The 16901-nt window shown below is 70.7% G+C and carries 8 protein-coding genes and 1 pseudogene; 7 read left to right on the top strand and 2 right to left on the bottom strand.

Annotated features, from left to right (window positions below):
• Nucleotides 1-30 precede the first annotated feature (30 nt).
• Both HUW46_RS37650 and HUW46_RS37655 read right to left on the bottom strand, forming a co-directional pair.
• A complete protein-coding gene (locus tag HUW46_RS37650; protein WP_215543471.1) occupies nucleotides 31-243 on the bottom strand; it encodes an MbtH family protein in 213 nt (70 codons plus the stop codon).
• Nucleotides 240-9134, bottom strand: a pseudogene (locus HUW46_RS37655) (amino acid adenylation domain-containing protein); the annotation flags it as partial. The pseudogene HUW46_RS37655 and the gene HUW46_RS37650, both read right to left, overlap by 4 nt.
• Nucleotides 9135-9370: 236 nt before the next feature.
• Here HUW46_RS37655 and yczR point away from each other — a divergent pair.
• The 7 genes from yczR (at nucleotide 9371) to HUW46_RS37690 (ending at nucleotide 16896) form a co-directional block, all read left to right on the top strand.
• Nucleotides 9371-10849: a MocR-like transcription factor YczR gene (gene yczR, locus HUW46_RS37660; protein WP_254125289.1), complete on the top strand. Its 1479-nt coding sequence runs from the start codon at nucleotides 9371-9373 to the stop codon at nucleotides 10847-10849.
• An 877-nt stretch (nucleotides 10850-11726) separates the two neighbouring features.
• Nucleotides 11727-13202 (top strand): AMP-binding protein, encoded by a 1476-nt coding sequence (locus tag HUW46_RS37665; protein ID WP_215543474.1) that lies wholly within the window; start codon nucleotides 11727-11729, stop codon nucleotides 13200-13202.
• A gap of 1 nt (nucleotide 13203) precedes the next feature.
• Entirely contained in the window at nucleotides 13204-13470 is a 267-nt protein-coding gene (locus HUW46_RS37670; RefSeq protein WP_215543475.1) for a phosphopantetheine-binding protein, read from the top strand.
• On the top strand, nucleotides 13467-14492 hold the full coding sequence (locus tag HUW46_RS37675; protein WP_215543476.1) for an anthranilate phosphoribosyltransferase: 1026 nt from the start codon (nucleotides 13467-13469) through the stop codon (nucleotides 14490-14492). The genes HUW46_RS37670 and HUW46_RS37675 overlap by 4 nt, the downstream gene beginning before the upstream one ends.
• Complete coding sequence (gene trpA / locus HUW46_RS37680; RefSeq protein ID WP_215543477.1) at nucleotides 14485-15342, top strand: tryptophan synthase subunit alpha; 858 nt, start codon at nucleotides 14485-14487, stop codon at nucleotides 15340-15342. The genes HUW46_RS37675 and trpA overlap by 8 nt, the downstream gene beginning before the upstream one ends.
• 2 nt (nucleotides 15343-15344) lie before the next feature.
• Nucleotides 15345-15719, top strand: coding sequence for an ectoine synthase (locus HUW46_RS37685; protein ID WP_215543478.1), 375 nt, complete (start codon nucleotides 15345-15347; stop codon nucleotides 15717-15719).
• 31 nt (nucleotides 15720-15750) lie between these two features.
• A complete protein-coding gene (locus tag HUW46_RS37690; RefSeq protein WP_254125291.1) occupies nucleotides 15751-16896 on the top strand; it encodes an acyl-CoA dehydrogenase family protein in 1146 nt (381 codons plus the stop codon).
• Nucleotides 16897-16901 lie beyond the last annotated feature (5 nt).

A 16901-nucleotide genomic window follows, 5' to 3' on the forward strand; every position in this document is an offset into this window, starting at 1 on the left:
GGCCAACCCTCCTTTGTGGACTGGAGCTGGTCAGCGCCGCCGCTGCGCGTCGATCAGGCTCTGCGGGCGCATGTCGGTCCAGTGCTCTTCGATGTAGTCGAGGCACACCTGCCTCGCGTCGGGGCCGTACACGGTTTCCCAGCCATGGGGAACTTCGACGAAATCGGGCCAGATCGAATGCTGGTTCTCGGCGTTGACCAGTACGACGAACGCGGCGTCGGCGGTCTCGAACGGATTGGTCACGGTCGTACTCCTTCTGTGGTGTCGATCCGGGCGGCGAGTTCGCCGCCGATCCGGGCGAGGGGCTCCGGCTGGGTCATCCGGCCGTGCGTGCACGCGACGTCGACGACCTCCACCGAGCCGGTCAGGTACGGCTCCCAGTCGGCGGGGTCCGCCGCCGAAGTGCCGCCGGTGGCCCGGAAGTGCAGCAGGTCCCCGGTGAACCGGCCGGGGGTGAACCGGGAAGCGGCCGCGACGTTGCCCGCGAACACCGACGCCAGCGCGTCGAGGTGGGTCTCGGCGACACCGGCGAGCGGGTTGCCCGCGCGGTTCAGCGCGGCGAGGAACGCCTTCTCGTCGAGTGGTTCGTCCGCGGTGACTCCGATCGATTCGAGGATCGCGGTGAGCACGTCCGGTACCTCCTCTGGTTCGCTTGCGCCCGCCGGGTAGGCGTCCAGTACGGCGAGCAGGTCGACGCGCTCGCCATCGGCTTGCAGGCGCGTCGCCATGGCGTGTGCCACGTGCCCGCCGAACGACCAGCCGAGCAACAGGTACGGCCCGTGCGGTGCCACCGCGCGGATCGCCGCGACGTACCGCTCGGCCATCCGCTCGACGGAGGCAGGCGGGTTCGCCGGATCGGTCAGCCCGCTCGCCTGCAGCGCGTACACCGGGCGGTCGTGGCCGAGGTGCCGCAGCAGGCCGGAGTACACCCAGCCGATCCCGACGGCGGGGTGCACGCAGAACAACGGGGTCCGGTCTCCCTTGCCGCGCAAGGGAAGAAGCAGGTCAAGATCGCCGCCCGACGCGGTGCCCAGCCGCTCCGACAGCGTCGCCACCGTGGGCGCCTCGAACAGCGCGCGGAGTCCGACGTCCACGCCGAGCACCGCCTGGATCCGCCCGATCAGCCTCGCCGCGAGCAGGGAATGCCCGCCGAGGTCGAAGAAGTTGTCGTCGATGCCGACGCGCGGCAGGCCGAGCACGTCCGCGAACACCGCGGCCAGCGCGTGCTCGCGGGCGGTGCGGGGAGCCCGGTCGGACACGATGCCGCTGAGATCGGGGGCGGGCAGCGCTCGCCGGTCCACTTTCCCGTTGGCGGTCAACGCGATCGCGTCCAGCACCACGAACGCCGACGGCACCATGTATTCGGGGAGCACGGCGGCCGCGTGCGCGCGCAGCTCGGCCGGATCCGGTGCCGCGCCGTCCGCGACCACGTAAGCGACCAAGCGCTTGAGCCCCGGCTGGTCCTCCCGCGCGATCACCACCGCCTGCCGCACGGTGCCGTGGCTCGCGACCGCGGCCTCGACCTCGCCCAGCTCGATGCGGAACCCGCGGATCTTGACCTGGTTGTCGTCCCTGCCGACGAACTCCAGGTTGCCGTCGGCGCGCCAGCGCACCAGGTCGCCGGTGCGGTACACACGCCCACCCGTCGCCCGGCCACCACCCCCCACGGAGGCGCTTTGCGCCGCTGTGTCTATCGGCCCGCCGTACGGGTCGGCGATGAACCGCTCCGCGGTGAGGCCGCGGCGGTGCAGGTAGCCGCGGGCGAGCCCGGCGCCGGTGATGTACAGCTCGCCGGTGACCCCGTGCGGCACCGGCCGCAGGTTCGCGTCGAGCACCCGCGCCACCGCGTTGGGGATCGGCCTGCCGATCGGCGGCGCGTCGTCCTCGGCCGAGGCGGCGAGCGGATCGCTCATGGTGGCCACGACCGTCGTCTCCGTCGGCCCGTAGACCTGCATCATCGTGCGGCCGGGCGACCACTTCCGGACGAGTTCGGCGGTGCAGGACTCGCCGCCGACCACGAACCCGCGCAACGTCGGCAGGTCCCGCTCCGGTATGGAGGCGAGCATCGACGCGACCACGTCGGTGTGCGTGATCGCGTTGCCGTTGATCAGCGCGGCGAGGTCGTCGCCCGCGGCACGTGCCTCCGGCGGCGGCACGACCAGCGTGGCGCCGGCGAGCAGCGCCATCGCGATATCGGCCATCGACACGTCGAAGCTGATCGACACGACCAACAGGAACCGGCTGGACGCGTCGAGGCCGAGCCGGTCGATGTGGGTGGCGGCGACGTTGCCGATCCCGCGGTGGGTCACCGCGACGCCCTTGGGCCTGCCGGTCGACCCGGAGGTGTAGATGACGTACGCGGTGTTGTCCACCGACAGCGCGTGCCGCCGGTCGGCGTCGGTCACGTCGCTCGCGGGGCAGCCCGCTAAAGCGTCCACAGTGGACTCTTCGTCGATCACGACCGCGTCCACGCCGAACCCGGCCAGCTGCCCGGCCACCGCGCGCACGGTCAGCGCCCGCACCGGCTCGGCGTCGATGAGCATGTACTCGATGCGATCGGCGGGGTAGCCGGGGTCGATCGGCAGGTAGGCCGCGCCCGTCTTGAGCACGGCGAGCCACGCGACGATCAGCTCGGTGGAGCGGGGAAGGGCCAGCGCCACCAGGTCCTCCGGGCCGGTGCCCAGCCGGATCAGGTGGTGCGCCAGCCGGTTCGCGCGCTCGTTGAGCTCGGCGTAGGTCGTCTCGGTGCCGTCGAAGGACACGGCGACCGCGTCGGGGGTGGCGTGCGCCCGCGCCTCGACGAGCGTCGGCAAGGGCGCGAGCGGGGTTTCTTCGCGCGGGCCCATCCACTCGTGCAGCAGCTGCCGCTTTTCCGCCTCCGAAAGGATTTCCAGCTCGCTGACGGTCTTGTCCGGCGCGTTCGCCGCGTCGGTGAGCAACCGCACCAGCCGTGCCGCGAACAGGTCGGCGGTGGACTGGTCGAACAGGTCCGTGCTGTACTCCAGTACGCCCGCGATGCCGTCGCGCGTGCCGTCCGCCCCGGCGCGCTCGTGGAGGTCGAGGGTCAGGTCGAACTTCGCGACCCCGATGCCGAGCGTCTCCACCGACGCGGTCAGCCCCGGCAGGTCGACCGTGTCGCGCAGGGCGTTCTGGAACACCAGCATCACCTGGAACAGCGGATGCCTCGCCAGCGATCGCGCCGGCTGCAGGCGTTCGACGAGCCGCTCGAACGGGGTGTCCGCGTTGGCGAACGCGGCGACGTCGACCTCGCGGACGCGCTCGACCAGGTCGCGGAACGACGGATTGCCCGCGGTGTCGGTCCGCAGCACGAGGGTGTTGACGAACATGCCGACGAGATCGTCGAGCGCGTCGTCGGCGCGCCCCGCGACCGGGGTGCCGATGGGGACGTCGGTGCCGGCGCCCAGCCGGGTCAGCAGCGCGGCCAGCCCGGCCTGGAGCACCATGAACACCGTCGCACCGGACTTCCGTGCCAGCGCGACCATGGCGCCGTGCGGTTCCGGTCCGATGTGGATGGTCGCGGTGCCGCCCCGGTTGCTCAGCTCCGCGGGCCGGGGGCGGTCGGTGGGCAGTTCGAGGTGATCGGGGACGCCGGTGAGCGTCTTCGTCCAGAAGTCGAGCTGCCCGGCGAGCGCGCCGTCGGGACGGTCCGCCAGCATTTCGTGTTGCCACAGCGCGTAGTCCGCGTACTGCACCGGCAGCGGTGTCCACTCCGGACTCCTTCCGGAGCACCGCGCGGTGTAGGCCGAGGCGAGATCGCGCACCAGCGGGCTCAGCGACCAGCCGTCCACCGCGATGTGGTGCAGGACCAGCAGCAGCACGTGCCGGTCCGGTGCGGTCCGCACCAGGTGCGCGCGCACGGGCAGTTCGGTGGCCAGGTCGAAACCGGTGCGCGCGAAGGCCCGCAACGCCGCGCCGAGGTTCTCTTCGTCCACTTCGGACACGGTGAGCGCGGGGACTTCGTCCAGCACGAGCTGGTGCGGATCGTCGCCGCCCGCGGCGAACACGGTGCGCAGCGGCTCGTGCCTGCCCACCACGTCGCCCAGCGCGGCTCGCAGCGCTTCGACGTCGACCGTTCCGGACAGGCGCAGCACCACTGGCACGTTGTAGGTCGACGACGGCCCTTCGAAGCGGTTGAGGAACCACAGCCGCTGCTGGGTGAACGACAGCGGCACGTGCTCCGGGCGGGGGCGGCGGGTCAGCGGTGCGACCGCGTCGGAGACACCGCCGAGCAACCCGGCCAGCTTGCCGACGGTCGGGGCTTCGAACACCGTCTTGATCCGCAGCTCCGCCTTCAGCACCGCGCGCACCCTGCTGGCCAGCCTGATCGCCAGCAGGGAGTTCCCGCCCGCGCGGAAGAAGTCGTCGTCGACTCCGATCCCCGGGGTACCGAGCACTTCCGCGAACAGCTCGCACAGGACCGCTTCACGGGGCGTTCGCGCTCCCCGCGACGCCACCGTGCCGTTCGACGCCAGCAGATCCGGCGCGGGCAGCGCCGCGCGGTCGAGCTTGCCGTTCGGCGTCAGCGGCAGCTCGTCCAGCACGACGACCGCGGCGGGCACCATGTATTCGGGCAGCGAGCCGGCGGCGAGTGCGCGCAGCGCCGCGGGATCCGGCGCGCGGCCCGTCACGTAGGCGACGATCAGCTTGTCGCCTGGCCGGTCTTCGCGGACCACAACCGCACAGCGCACCACGTCGTCGTGAGCCGCGATCGTGGTCTCGATTTCGCCGAGTTCGATGCGGAACCCGCGCACCTTGACCTGGTGGTCCACCCTGCCGAGGAAGTCGAGTTCGCCGTCGCCGCGCCAGCGAGCCAGATCACCGGTGCGGTACAGCCGGGAGCCGGGCGGGCCGTACAGGCTCGCGACGAACCGTTCGGCGGTCAGGCCGGGGCGGCCGAGATAGCCGCGGGAAAGCCCGTCGCCACCGAGGTACAGCTCCCCGGTGACCCCGGTCGGCACCGGGCGCAGCGCGGAGTCCAGCACGTACACCTGGGTGTTCCAGATCGGCCCGCCGATGGTGGGCGTGCCGTCGGAATCGAGCACCGCCGCCGTCGACCACACCGTGGTTTCCGTTGGCCCGTATAGGTTTGTGACCTGACTGGCCAGCGCGCGCATGCCCGAGGCAAGACCGGCAGGCAACGCCTCGCCGCCGACCAGCATCCGCAGCCCGGTCAGGCTCGACGGCACGGTGGTCAGCAGCGACTGCCACAGCGACGGCGTGGCCTGCATGATCGTCGTGCCGGTGTCGCGGATCAGCGCTGCGAGCGGTTCCGGGTCGACCACGGTGTCCTTGGGGGCGATCACCACGGCGGCACCGGACAGCAGCGGTACGAAGATCTCCAGCCCGGCGATGTCGAACGCGATGGTGGTGACCGAAAGCAGCCGGTCGGTGCCGTCGAGCGGGAAGCGCTCGCGCATGCACAGCAGGAAGTTCCCGAACGCCGAGCGGGTGATCACCACGCCCTTGGGGCGTCCGGTCGAGCCGGACGTGTAGATCGCGTAGGCGGCGCTGTCCGGCAGGAGCGGGCCGCGCTCGGCGTCGGTGAGATCGCTTCCCGGGCATTCGCGCACCTTGGCGGACGTGGCCGGATCGTCCAGTGCGACAACGTTTCCGGGCAGGTCTCGGGCGAGTTTTGTGGTGGTGACCACCAGGGCGGGCTCGGCGTCGTCGAGGACGTAGCGCACGCGGTCGGCCGGGTAGTCGGGATCGATCGGCAGATAGGCGGAGCCCGCCTTGAGCACGGCGAGCAGCGCGACCACCAGGTCCGGGGTGCGGGGCAGGACGAGCGCCACGAAGCGTTCCGGCGCCGCGCCTTCGGCGATCAGCACGCGCGCCAGTTGGTTGGCGCGCGCGTTCAGCTCGGCGTAGGTGTGGCTCCGCGTCGGGGAAAGCACCGCGACGCTTCCCGGATTCGCCGCCGCGGTCCGCTCGAACAGGTCCACGAGATCGCCGCCGGGCAACGGGCGGGCGGTCTGGTTGCGGCCGGAGATCGCCAGTGCCAGGTCTTCCTCGCCGAGGAGCCGGAGCCTGCCCACCGGCTGGTGCGGGTCCTCGGTGAACGCTTCGAGCACACGCACAAGGCGCTGCCCCAGATCCTCGGCCTCAGCGCGGTCGAAGACACCCGGCCGGAAGCACAGCCGCATTCGGAGGCGGTCACCGGGAATCGCGTACAGGCTGAGCGGATAGTTGCTCGGGTAGGTGGTGGTCAGCTCGCCGACCTCGATCGCACCGCTGGGCGAGACCGGGTCAGCGGGGAAGTTCTCGAACACGGTGAGCGTGTCGAACAGCTCGTCCAGACCGGTCAGCCGGTGCAGATCGGACAGCCCGAGGCACTGGTGCTCGGCCATGCCCGACTGCTGGTCCTGCACCGCGGTGAGCAGTTCGACGAGGGAGCGCGCCGGGTCGAGCCGGACCCGCACCGGCGTGGTGTTGAGGAAGAACCCGATCATCGATTCGGCGCCGGGCAGCTCGGGTGGGCGGACCGAGGCGGTGGTGCCGAACACGACGTCGTGGCGGCCGGTGAGCTGACCGATCAGCACGGCCCACGCCGCCTGCACGACCGTGTTCACGGTGAACCCGGTGCGCCGGGCGATCTCGCGCAGTGCCGTCGTCGACGCTGGCGACAGCGCGGTGACGACCTGCTCGGTTTCACCGGGTTCGCGGCTGCTGCCGGGGGCGGCGACCAGCGTCGGTTCCTCGACCCCGGCCAGCGTCTCCGTCCAGGCGCGTTCGGCGGCCGCGCGGTCGAGACCGGCGAGCCAGCCGAGGTAGTGCCGGTACGGCGGGACGTCCGCGGAACCCTTGCCGGACAACCATTCGCGCACCAGCACCGGCGTCGACCAGCCGTCGATCAGGATGTGGTGGTGGGCGATCAGCACCCGCCACCGCTGCGCTCCGAGCCGGAGCAGGGTGAACCGCAGCAGCGGGGGCGCGGCGAGGTCGAACCGCACCGCGGCTTCGGCCTCGGCCAGCCGGTCCGCTTCGGCGTCGGGATCGGGCTTCCCGGTGAGGTCGATCTCGGCCCACGGCAGTGCGACGCGCGCCGGGATCACCTGCACCGGACGGTCGAACCGGTCGTGCGGGAACCCGGCGCGCAGGTTCGGGTGCCGGTCCAGCAACGCCTCGGCGGAGGCGCGCAGCGCGCCCGTTTCCACGTCGCCGCGCAGTTCGAAGGAAAGCTGCATGGTGTAGACGTCGGGCGCGTCCGAATCGAGGGAAGCGTGGAACAGCAACCCTTCCTGCAACGGAGTGAGCGGCAAGACGACGCTGCCGTCCGGGAGCGTCGAACTGTCCACTGAGGACAGAACCGGTTGCGCCGCGGCCGAGGCCACGGGCGCGAGCCGTTCGACGGTGCGCCGCACGAACACGTCGCGCTGGGTGAACGTGAGGCCGTGCCTGCGGGCGGCGCTGACCAGGCGGATCGCGGCGATGCTGTCCCCGCCGAGGTCGAAGAAGTCGTGGTCCACACCGACATCGGCGACTTCGAGCGCCTCGCTCACGAGAGCGCACAGGGTCCGCTCGACCGGGGTGACCGGTGCCCGGCCTTCGCCCGCCGTGACCTTGGGCGGTGCGGGCAGGGCGGCGCGGTCCAGTTTTCCGCTCGGTGACAGCGGGAACTCGTCGAGCGCGACGATCGCGGCGGGGGTCATGTGCTCCGGCAGCGAGTCCGCGGCGTAACGGCGAAGGCGCGCCGGATCGAACTCGTCCGTCGCGGGCACCACGTACGCGATGAGGCGGTGGCTGCCGGGGCGGTCTTCCCGCAGCGTCACGGCGACCTGCCCGACCGAGGGATCGGCGGCGAGCGTCGCTTCGATCTCGCCCAGTTCGATCCGCTGGCCGTGGATCTTCACCTGGTGGTCGACGCGGCCCGCGTACTCGAGCACACCGTCTTCGCGCCATTTCGCCAGATCGCCGGTGCGGTACATGCGGGAACCGGCAGGGCCGTACGGATCGGCCACGAACCGCTCCGCGGTCAGCGCGCTCCGCCGCAGGTAGCCGTCCGCGAGCTGCACGCCAGCCAGGTGGAGCTCGCCGATCTCGCCGACGGGCACCGGGCGCAGCTCCGCGTCCAGCACGTGCACCCTGGTGTTCCACACCGGACGGCCGATCGGGACCGAGGTCCGCCCCGGTTCGTCGGCGCATTCCCAGTAGGTGACGTCGACCGACGCCTCGGTCGGGCCGTACAGGTTGTGCAGGCCGACGCCGATCGTCTCGCGGAAGCGCTGCGCGAGATCGGCGGGGAGCGCTTCACCGCTGCAGATCACCCTGCGGAGCCCGGTGCACGCCGCGGCGGCGGGTTCGGTCAGGAACACCCGCAGCATCGACGGTACGAAGTGGACAGTGGTGATGCCTGCCGCCTGGATCGTCTCGGCGAGGTAGGCGGTGTCGCGGTGGCCGTCCGGGCGGGCCACGACGAGGGTGGCGCCGACGATCAACGGCCAGAAGAACTCCCACACCGAAACGTCGAAGCTGGAAGGGGTCTTCTGCAGCACCCGGTCGTCCGCGCCGAGCCGGTATTCCTCCTGCATCCACAGCAGGCGGTTGACGATGCCGCGGTGGGGGACGACGACGCCCTTCGGCCGCCCGGTCGAGCCGGACGTGTAGATCACGTACGCCGCGTCGTGCGGTGTCGGCCGCGGTGGCTTGTGCCCGTTCGGGTGCGCCGCGGTGTGATCGATCCGGTCCAGCAGGATCGTGCCGGTGCCTGCTGGGAGCACGGCACCGGTCGCCGTCGTCGTCAGCACCAGCACGGGTTCGGCGTCGGCGAGCATGAACGCGATCCGGTCGGCCGGGTAGTCCGGGTCGATCGGCAGGTAGGCCGCGCCGGTTTCCAGCACGGCCAGCAGGCCGGTGATCAGGTCGAGGGAGCGCGGCACCGCGACGGCGACGATCCGGCCAGGCCCCGCTCCCCGCGCGCGAAGAGCCGAGGCGAGATCGCCGACCCGCTTGGCGAGCCGCGCGTAGGTCAGCCGCACGCCTTCGAAGACGACGGCCGTCGCTCGCGGCGTGCGCGCGACCTGGTCGGCGAACAGGTCCGGCAGCGTCGTGCCGGGTACGGCGGCCGCCGTGTCGTTCCAGCGGGCGAGGAGCCGGTCGAGGTCCTGACCGGTCACGTCGGATGCCCCCATGCGAGATCCTCCAGCTGTCGCGGACCAGTCCATACCCCTGTGTGGACTGGTTGCACCGCTCAATGCTTTCCCACGCCCTGGCCCGCAGTCCCGGTCCAATACCGGGGAAGGTGGACTGGGTTGCTGCTTCCAGGGCGAAAAGCCCTGCGGGGAAGGAAAAAAGAGGTACCTTCGCAGCGGATGGGATGGCAGCAGGCCAATCGCGGAGTGGGGCGAGGCGAGTGGACCGTTCTGGTGATCTCGGGGCAGTCGTGGACCTGCTCGGCGACTGGACCGTTTCGCGGGCACCGCTGTACCGGAAGCTGGCCGGTGCGCTGGAACGCGCGATCCGCGCGGGCGATCTGCGCGCGGGCGAACGGCTGCCGTCGGAGCGGGAGCTCGCGCAGCGGCTGGCGATCAGCAGGGCGACCGTCGTGGCCGCCTACGACGCGCTGCGCGGCGCCGGGATGATCGACAGCCAGCGGGGCAGCGGCACGCGCGTGACCGCCACGGTACGGCCGAAGACGTTCGCCGCGGACGGCAGGGTGCCGGGCGGCAGGGCGACGTCGATCTTCCAGCGCATGGTCGACGGGCCGAGCGAACTGATCTCGCTGGCGATGACCATCGAGCCCGCGGTACCGGAACTCGGCGACGCCGTGCGCGAACTCGTCCGCACGGACCTGGCGGACCTGCTCGCCGACCTCGGCTACCATCCCCGCGGTTTCCCCGCGCTGCGCCGGGCCGTCGCCGCCTACTACGCGGCGGCCGAGCTGCCGACCGCCGCCGACCAGGTGCTGGTGACCACCGGCGCGCAGCAGGTGATGGGCCTCGTCGCGCAGATGTACCTGCGACCGGGGTGCGCGGTGATCGTGGAAACGCCGAGCTGGCCGGGGTTTCTCGACCTGTTCCGCGCGGCGGGCGCGCGCCTCGTCGGCGTTCCCCTCGACGACGAGGGCATCCGCCCCGATCTGCTCGCGCAGGCGTTCGCCGAACACCAGCCGGTGCTGCTCTACGTCATGCCGACCTACCACAACCCGACCGGCACGCTGATGTCCGCGGCCAGGCGCAAGCAGGTCGCGGACCTGTGTGTGCGGTTCAACGTGCCGCTGCTGGAGGATCACGCCTACGCCACCAGTTCGTCGGACAGCGGGTCGGTGCCGCCGCCGATCGCGGCGTTCGCGCCCCCTGCCGCCGAGGTGCTGACCGTCGGCTCGCTGGCCAAGGCGGTGTGGGCGGGGCTGCGCATCGGATGGGCCCGCGGGCCGGGGGAGATCATCGAACGGCTCGCCAGGTACAAGGTCCGCGCCGATCTGGGCACACCGGTGCTGGACCAGGCACTCGCCGCGCGCCTGCTCCCGGACATCGGCGAGATCGCGCGTGCTCGCGCCGGCGCGCTGCAGGCGCGGATGGACCACCTGCGCGAGCTGCTCACCGAGCACCTGCCGTCGTGGCGGTGGCGGACCCCCGACGGCGGTTCCGCGCTGTGGATCGAGCTCCCGGACACCAATGCGCAGGTGTTCGCGCAGGTCGCCCTGCGCCACGGCGTCGAGGTCGTCGCGGGGTCGACGACGGACCCGACCGGGGCGCACGACAACTACCTGCGCCTGCCGTGCAGTTTTCCGATCGACGTGCTGACCGAGCTGGTCGCCAGGCTGAGCCGGGCGTGGCTGGAACTGCAACGGCACGGGCCCGCGACCGGGTTAATGCAGCCCATCATCTGAAAAATTCGAAGGCGATGTATCTGTGCCGCGGTCGCGGACTCTGTCGCAGCCTTTGTGTTCAATGTGGTTGCGGCTGGGGAGCGGCTATTCACGGAGCGTAATGACGCCCGTTCCTTCGTATGGGATTATCGAACAGAAACCCGCACTCGGATTGTGGTAATTGGTCGTGACGCGGGTGTTACGCAGTGTAGGTGGCACCTGTCGGGTGGTGACGCGGTTGCGCCTCGCCGGATTCCGGGATTCGGCCGGTTCGTCCCCTTGCTCACGCGGACCGGTTCCGATTGGTGCTGTCGTCGGGTCGATGCGGCGGCGCGGAGCTGGCGCTCGATGGCGGGCGTGCGCCGACCTGATGCTCCCGGGATGTGAGAACCCCTTGTCTGGAAGGGGTTTCGGTGCTCGTCGCCGGGAGGTGGTCGAGCACGTGCCGGTCGTCGATATCAACTGACCGACCCGGCGGACAGTTGTTACGATGTGCCCGAAAAACGTTTTCGATCATGGTGGGAAGCGTCCCGGTCGCAGTCGATCGGATGTCGCCGTTGATCGTTTCCCGGAAAACACAATACTGTTGTGAATACCGGGAGTTATTTCGCCGGGCATCGCGTTGGCCCGTCTGCCGGACCATTATCGGGAGTTCGAACGGTCCACCTTAGCCTGAACGGGTCACGCGAAATGCTCCGACCGTCCGTCCCGATCAGCGGAAAACTGAAATAACCTTGCGTCAGCACCGAGGCGCGGGGAAACTCGTGGGGAGACGTGTCCGGGCAAGATCGAACTATTTTGTCAAACATGTTTCCTTTTCTCGTGGGGGATTTCTGTGCGACTCGGGCGGGCCGCCTCAGGCTGCGAAAATCAAGCTGGAAACGCGACGACCGACCGGTTGGTCGGGGCGATCGCGGCGCACGCGGCCGCGCGGCCCGAGGCGACCGCGCTGATCTGGCGTGACGAGGAAGTCGGGTACGGCGAACTGGTCCTGCGGGCGAGCCGGGCCCGTGCCGCGCTCGTCGCGCTCGGGCTCGAGCCGTGCGCGCCGGTCGCCGTGCGCGCCGAGAAGACACCGGACACGATCGCGCTGGTGCTCGGCGCGATGAGCGCGGGACATCCGGTGCTGCTGATGTCCACGACGCTGCCGCGTGCCACCGAAACGCACCTGCTCGACAACGCCCGCTGCCACGTGACGATGTCCGCGGCGCCGTCGCCGTCGGCCGGCCACGTCGTCGATCTGTCCACATCGGACGGTTTGGTCCCGTGGCCGCTCACGGACCACGACGGCGGACCGGACGCGGTGCTGTTCCTGCTGACCAGTTCCGGGTCGACCGGGGTGCCGAAGATCGTGCCGCTGACCGCGGGCGGGGTCGGCAGGTTCGTCGGCTGGGCGCGCGCCGCCTTCTTCGGCAGCGGCCCGAAGACCGCGCTGAACTACGCGCCGCTCAACTTCGACCTGTGCCTGCTCGACATCTGGACCACGCTCGCCGCGGGCGGCAAGGTGGTGCTCGTCGACGCCGCGCGCGCGACCAGGGCCGGTTACCTGCACGAGCTGCTCGACCGCCACCGCGTGCACCTCGTGCAGGCGGTCCCGATGTGCTTCCAGCTGCTGCTCGAATCGACCGCGGGCCCGCACCGCGCGGTCCGGCACGTGATCTCCACCGGCGACGTGCTGCCGCCCCGCAACGCGCACCGGCTGCGCGGCCTGTTCCCCGGCGCGCGGCTGTACAACCTCTACGGGTGCACCGAGACCAACGACAGTTTCCTGCACCACATCGACGGTGCACGGCAGGACGCCCCCATTCCGCTCGGCCGCCCGATCGACGGGGTCAGCGCGCTGCTCGTCGACGCGAACGGAGCCGTGGTCGAGGGGGAGGGCGTCGGCGAGCTCCTGGTCAACACCCCGTTCCAGGCGCCGGGATATCTCGACGCGGCGCTCACCGAGCGGGCTTTCGTGCCGCATCCGGAAGGCGCGGACCGGTTGCGCTACTTCGCCTCCGGCGACCTCGTCCGCCGCGACGCTTCCGGCGAGCTGACCCTGGTGGGCCGCAACGACTTCCAGGTGAAGGTCCGCGGCTCGCGCGTGAACACCCAGGAGGTGGAGCGGGCACTGCTCGCGCACCCCGACGTCCCGGAGGCCGTGGTGTTCGGTGAGCCCGACGCGCTCGCGGGGACCGTGCTGCACGCCGTGGTGCGCAGGCGCGCCACCGGCTCGCCGGACAGCCTGGCGCTCCGGCGGCATTGCGCCGCCCAGTTGCCCGCCGCCGCCGTCCCCGCCGTCCTGCACCTCGTCGACGCGGCGCTGCCGCGCACGTCGACGGGCAAGCCCGATCGCAAGCAGATCGCCAGCACGTATTCGAAAGGACACTGACGTGGACCACAGCTCAGCCATTCGCGCGTTCGTCGTCGAGGAGTTCCTCCCCGATGTCCCGCACGAGGACCTCGCCGCCGATTACGACCTGATCGCCAACGGCGTCATCGACAGCCTCGGCCTGCTCAAGCTGATCGCGTGGCTCGAAGACACCTTCGACGTCCCGGTCGACGACGTCGACCTGAACCCGGACAGCTTCCGCACGGTCACCGCGATCAACGCCTTCGTCGGCGCCGCGCTCGAAGCATCGGCGGTTCACCTGCCATGACCGAGCTGCTGTCGAGGTTGCTGGCGCGCACCGAGCCGATCGGCGTGCCCGCCTGGCGTGCGTTCTGGGACCGCCAGGCCGCCGGGAAGCTCCGGCGCGGGGAAGCCGCCGCCGTGCTCGCCTCGCTCGGCACGGCGATGCCGGACCGGGACACGCTGCGCGCGTTGTTCGACTCGCTCGACGAGCACCGGAGCACGCCGCCGGTGGCCTTCCCAGACACCGTCAACATCGTCGGCACCGGCGGCGGGCGGGGCACGTTCAACATCTCCACCGCGAGTGCGTTCGTGGCCGCGGCCACGGGTGTGCGCGTGCTCAAGACCGGGTCACGCGCGTACTCTGGCCGGGTCGGCTCGTTCGATCTCCTCGGACTGCTCGGCATCGAGCTGACCGGGTCCTACGAGCGGACCGCCGAATTGCTGGACCGGCACGGCATCGCGTTCGCGGGCAACTTCGTCTACCCGGCGCAGATCACCTCGCTGGCCAGGGACGTGGCGCCACTGGACATCCGCTCGGTCGGCCGGTTCCTCAACGCGGTGGGGCCGTTCCTGCCGACGGTACCGGTGTCGGCGCAGGTGACCGGCGTGGCGGTTGGGCAGCTCGCCGGGTATCTCGGGGTGCTCGCCGAGCGCGAGCGCCACAAGCGGATCCTGTTGTGCCACAACGAGTCCGGTGTGGACGAACTGACCACGGCCGGCCCCAACGCGGTGCTGGGCAACGACGGCAGGGCACCAGAGGTGCTCGACCCCGGCGCGCTGGGACTGGTCCCGGCCTCCGACGCCGATCTCGCCGCGGCACCGGAAACCGAAGCGGTCGAACGGTTTCTCGGCGTGCTCGCGGGAGACGCTCCCGACGGCGCCGTGCACACGGTGTGCCTGAACGCGGCCGCGCTGGCGATCGCGGTGGGTGCGTGCGATTCGTGGCCGGAGGCGGTGCGGGCCGCGTTGACCGCCGTGCACGACGGATCCGCCCGGCGGCTGGTCGACCGCTGCCGCCAGCCGGAGGTGGTCGGCGCCCATGGCTGAGGACGCCCGGCCCGGCTTCTTCGCCGCGCCACCGGGGAAACCGGGGCTCGCGCTGTTCATCAACGCGGGCGATCCGCCGCTGCCGGTGCTGCCCGAGTTGATCCGGATGCTCGACGAGTCCGAAGTGGACTGCCTGGAGCTGGCGGTGCCGTTCCCGGACTCCTGCACCGACGGACCGGTGGTCCGCCGTTCCGCGTCCCGCGCGCTGGCGGCCGGGACGGACCTGCGGGGCACGCTCGACGTCGTGGCCGAAGCGCGGGCGGGCCTCGAACACCTGCGCATCGCGGTGCTCGCCGATTGGAGCCACACGGTCAAACCGCTTGGCGTGGAGGACTTTCTCGGCCTGCTCGGTGACGCCGGTGCCGATGCGGTCCTCGTGCACGGGCTGCCGCCGCTGCTGCGCGAGAAGTACTACGAGGCGGCCGCCGATCGAGCGGTGCCGGTGGTGACGACCTGCTATCCGAGCTCCGACGAGCGGACCGCGCGCGAGTCGGCGCGCCACGCGTCGGCCTACCTCTACCTGGTCGCGCACTACGGCCGCACCGGGTCGGCGCCATCGGGTGGCCACGCGGGGCTGGCGCCGGTGATCGACGCGCTGCGGGCGAGCGCGACGGTGCCGATCGCGGTCGGGTTCGGTGTCAAGGGCGCGCGCGAGATCGACGGGGTCCGTGCCGCGGGCGCCGACGCGGCGATCATCGGCAGCGCGGCGGTGTCCGTGGTCGAGCGGGCCGCGGCCGAGGGGACGGACGTGGTCGGCGCGCTCGCGCAGTTCGTCGCGGAAATACGGTCAGGGCACGACGGGCAGGGATCACGTCGTGCCATTTCTTCCAGTGTCGGAAAAGAGGGGTAAGGATGATCGTCCGAAAGATCGAGGATGTGAAATCGGTCGACTGGGGGAACGGGGTGAGCCGCCGCTTCCTGCTCGACGACGACGGCCTCGGGTACAGCGTCACGGACACCATCGTGCACGCCGGAACCAAGTCGCGGCTCGAGTACCGCCGCCACCTGGAATCGTGCTACTGCATTTCCGGAAAGGGCGAGGTGGTCGACATCGACGGCACGTCCCATCGCCTCGAACCGGGAACGCTCTACGCGCTCGATCGCCACGACCCGCATTTCCTGATCGCCTCCGACGAGGAGGACCTGCGGCTGGTGTGCGTGTTCTCCCCGGCACTGCGCGGGGACGAACGGCACAGCCTCGACTCCGACGGGTTCTCCCAGTACTGAGCCGGGTTCTCGGAAACCGAGGGGATGACTCGTGATCGAGTGGAATGCGGACCAGCGGGAGCTGGCGGCGGGACTGAGTAAATGGTGCGCGGAACTGAGCGCGGGGCACGTCGAACGCGATCGCGCCGGCACGTTCGGCATGGACAAGTGGAAGCTCGTCGCCGAGTGCGGGATTCTGGGGCTCCCGTTCGACGAGCGCTGGGGAGGCCTCGGCCAGGACCTGCTCACCACGATGTACGTGCTCGAAGCGCTCGGGCGCGAGTGCCGCGACGGCGGGCTGAACTTCTCGGTTTCCACGCACATGGTGAGCACGGGGATCCCGCTCCAGCGCTACGGTTCGGACCACCTCAAGCGCACCTACCTGCCGAAGATCTGCGCGGGAGAGGTGATCGGCGCGCACGCGATCTCCGAACCGGGGGCGGGTTCGGACGCGCTCGGCGGGCGCACCGCCGCGGTGGCCGACGGCGACTGCTTCGTGCTCAACGGGAGCAAGACGTTCGTCAGCAACGGGCCGGTCGCGGACGTGTTCGTGGTGTACGCGAAGACCCATCCCGACGGCGGCCCGCTCGGCACGACGGCGTTCCTCGTCGAGCGGGATACCCCCGGTTTCTCGGTCGGCAACGCCATTCCGAAGATGGGACTGCGCACCTCGCCGCTGTGCGAACTGTACTTCGAGGACTGCCGCGTCCCGGCGGCCAACGTCGTCGGGCGGCGCGGCGCGGGTTTCCTGGTGCTCGACCACGTGATGAAATGGGAGATACTCTGCTCGTTCGTCATCAACCTGGGGGAAATGCAGCACCGGCTCGCGCGGTGCGTGGAATACGCGAACCAGCGCGAGCAGTTCGGCAGGCCCATCTCGTCGTACCAGGCGGTCGCGCACAAGATCGTCGACATGAAGATCGGCGTCGAAACGACGCGGAAGTGGCTGTACGACACCGCGCTCCGGTTGACCAGGAAAGAAAACGTGACAACGGACATCGCGATAGCGAAGCTCACCGCGAGCGAGTACAACGTGGCTTCGGCCATGGCCGCCGTGCAGATCTTCGGCGGAAACGGGTACATGGCCGAGTACGGGCTGGAAAAGGATCTGCGCAACGCGGTCGCGGGCACCATCTACTCGGGGACTTCGGAAATCCAGCACAACCGCATCGCCACGATGCTCGGCCTGGAGACGTGAGGGGA

This window comes from Amycolatopsis sp. CA-230715 (assembly GCF_018736145.1).
Lineage (GTDB): Bacteria > Actinomycetota > Actinomycetes > Mycobacteriales > Pseudonocardiaceae > Amycolatopsis.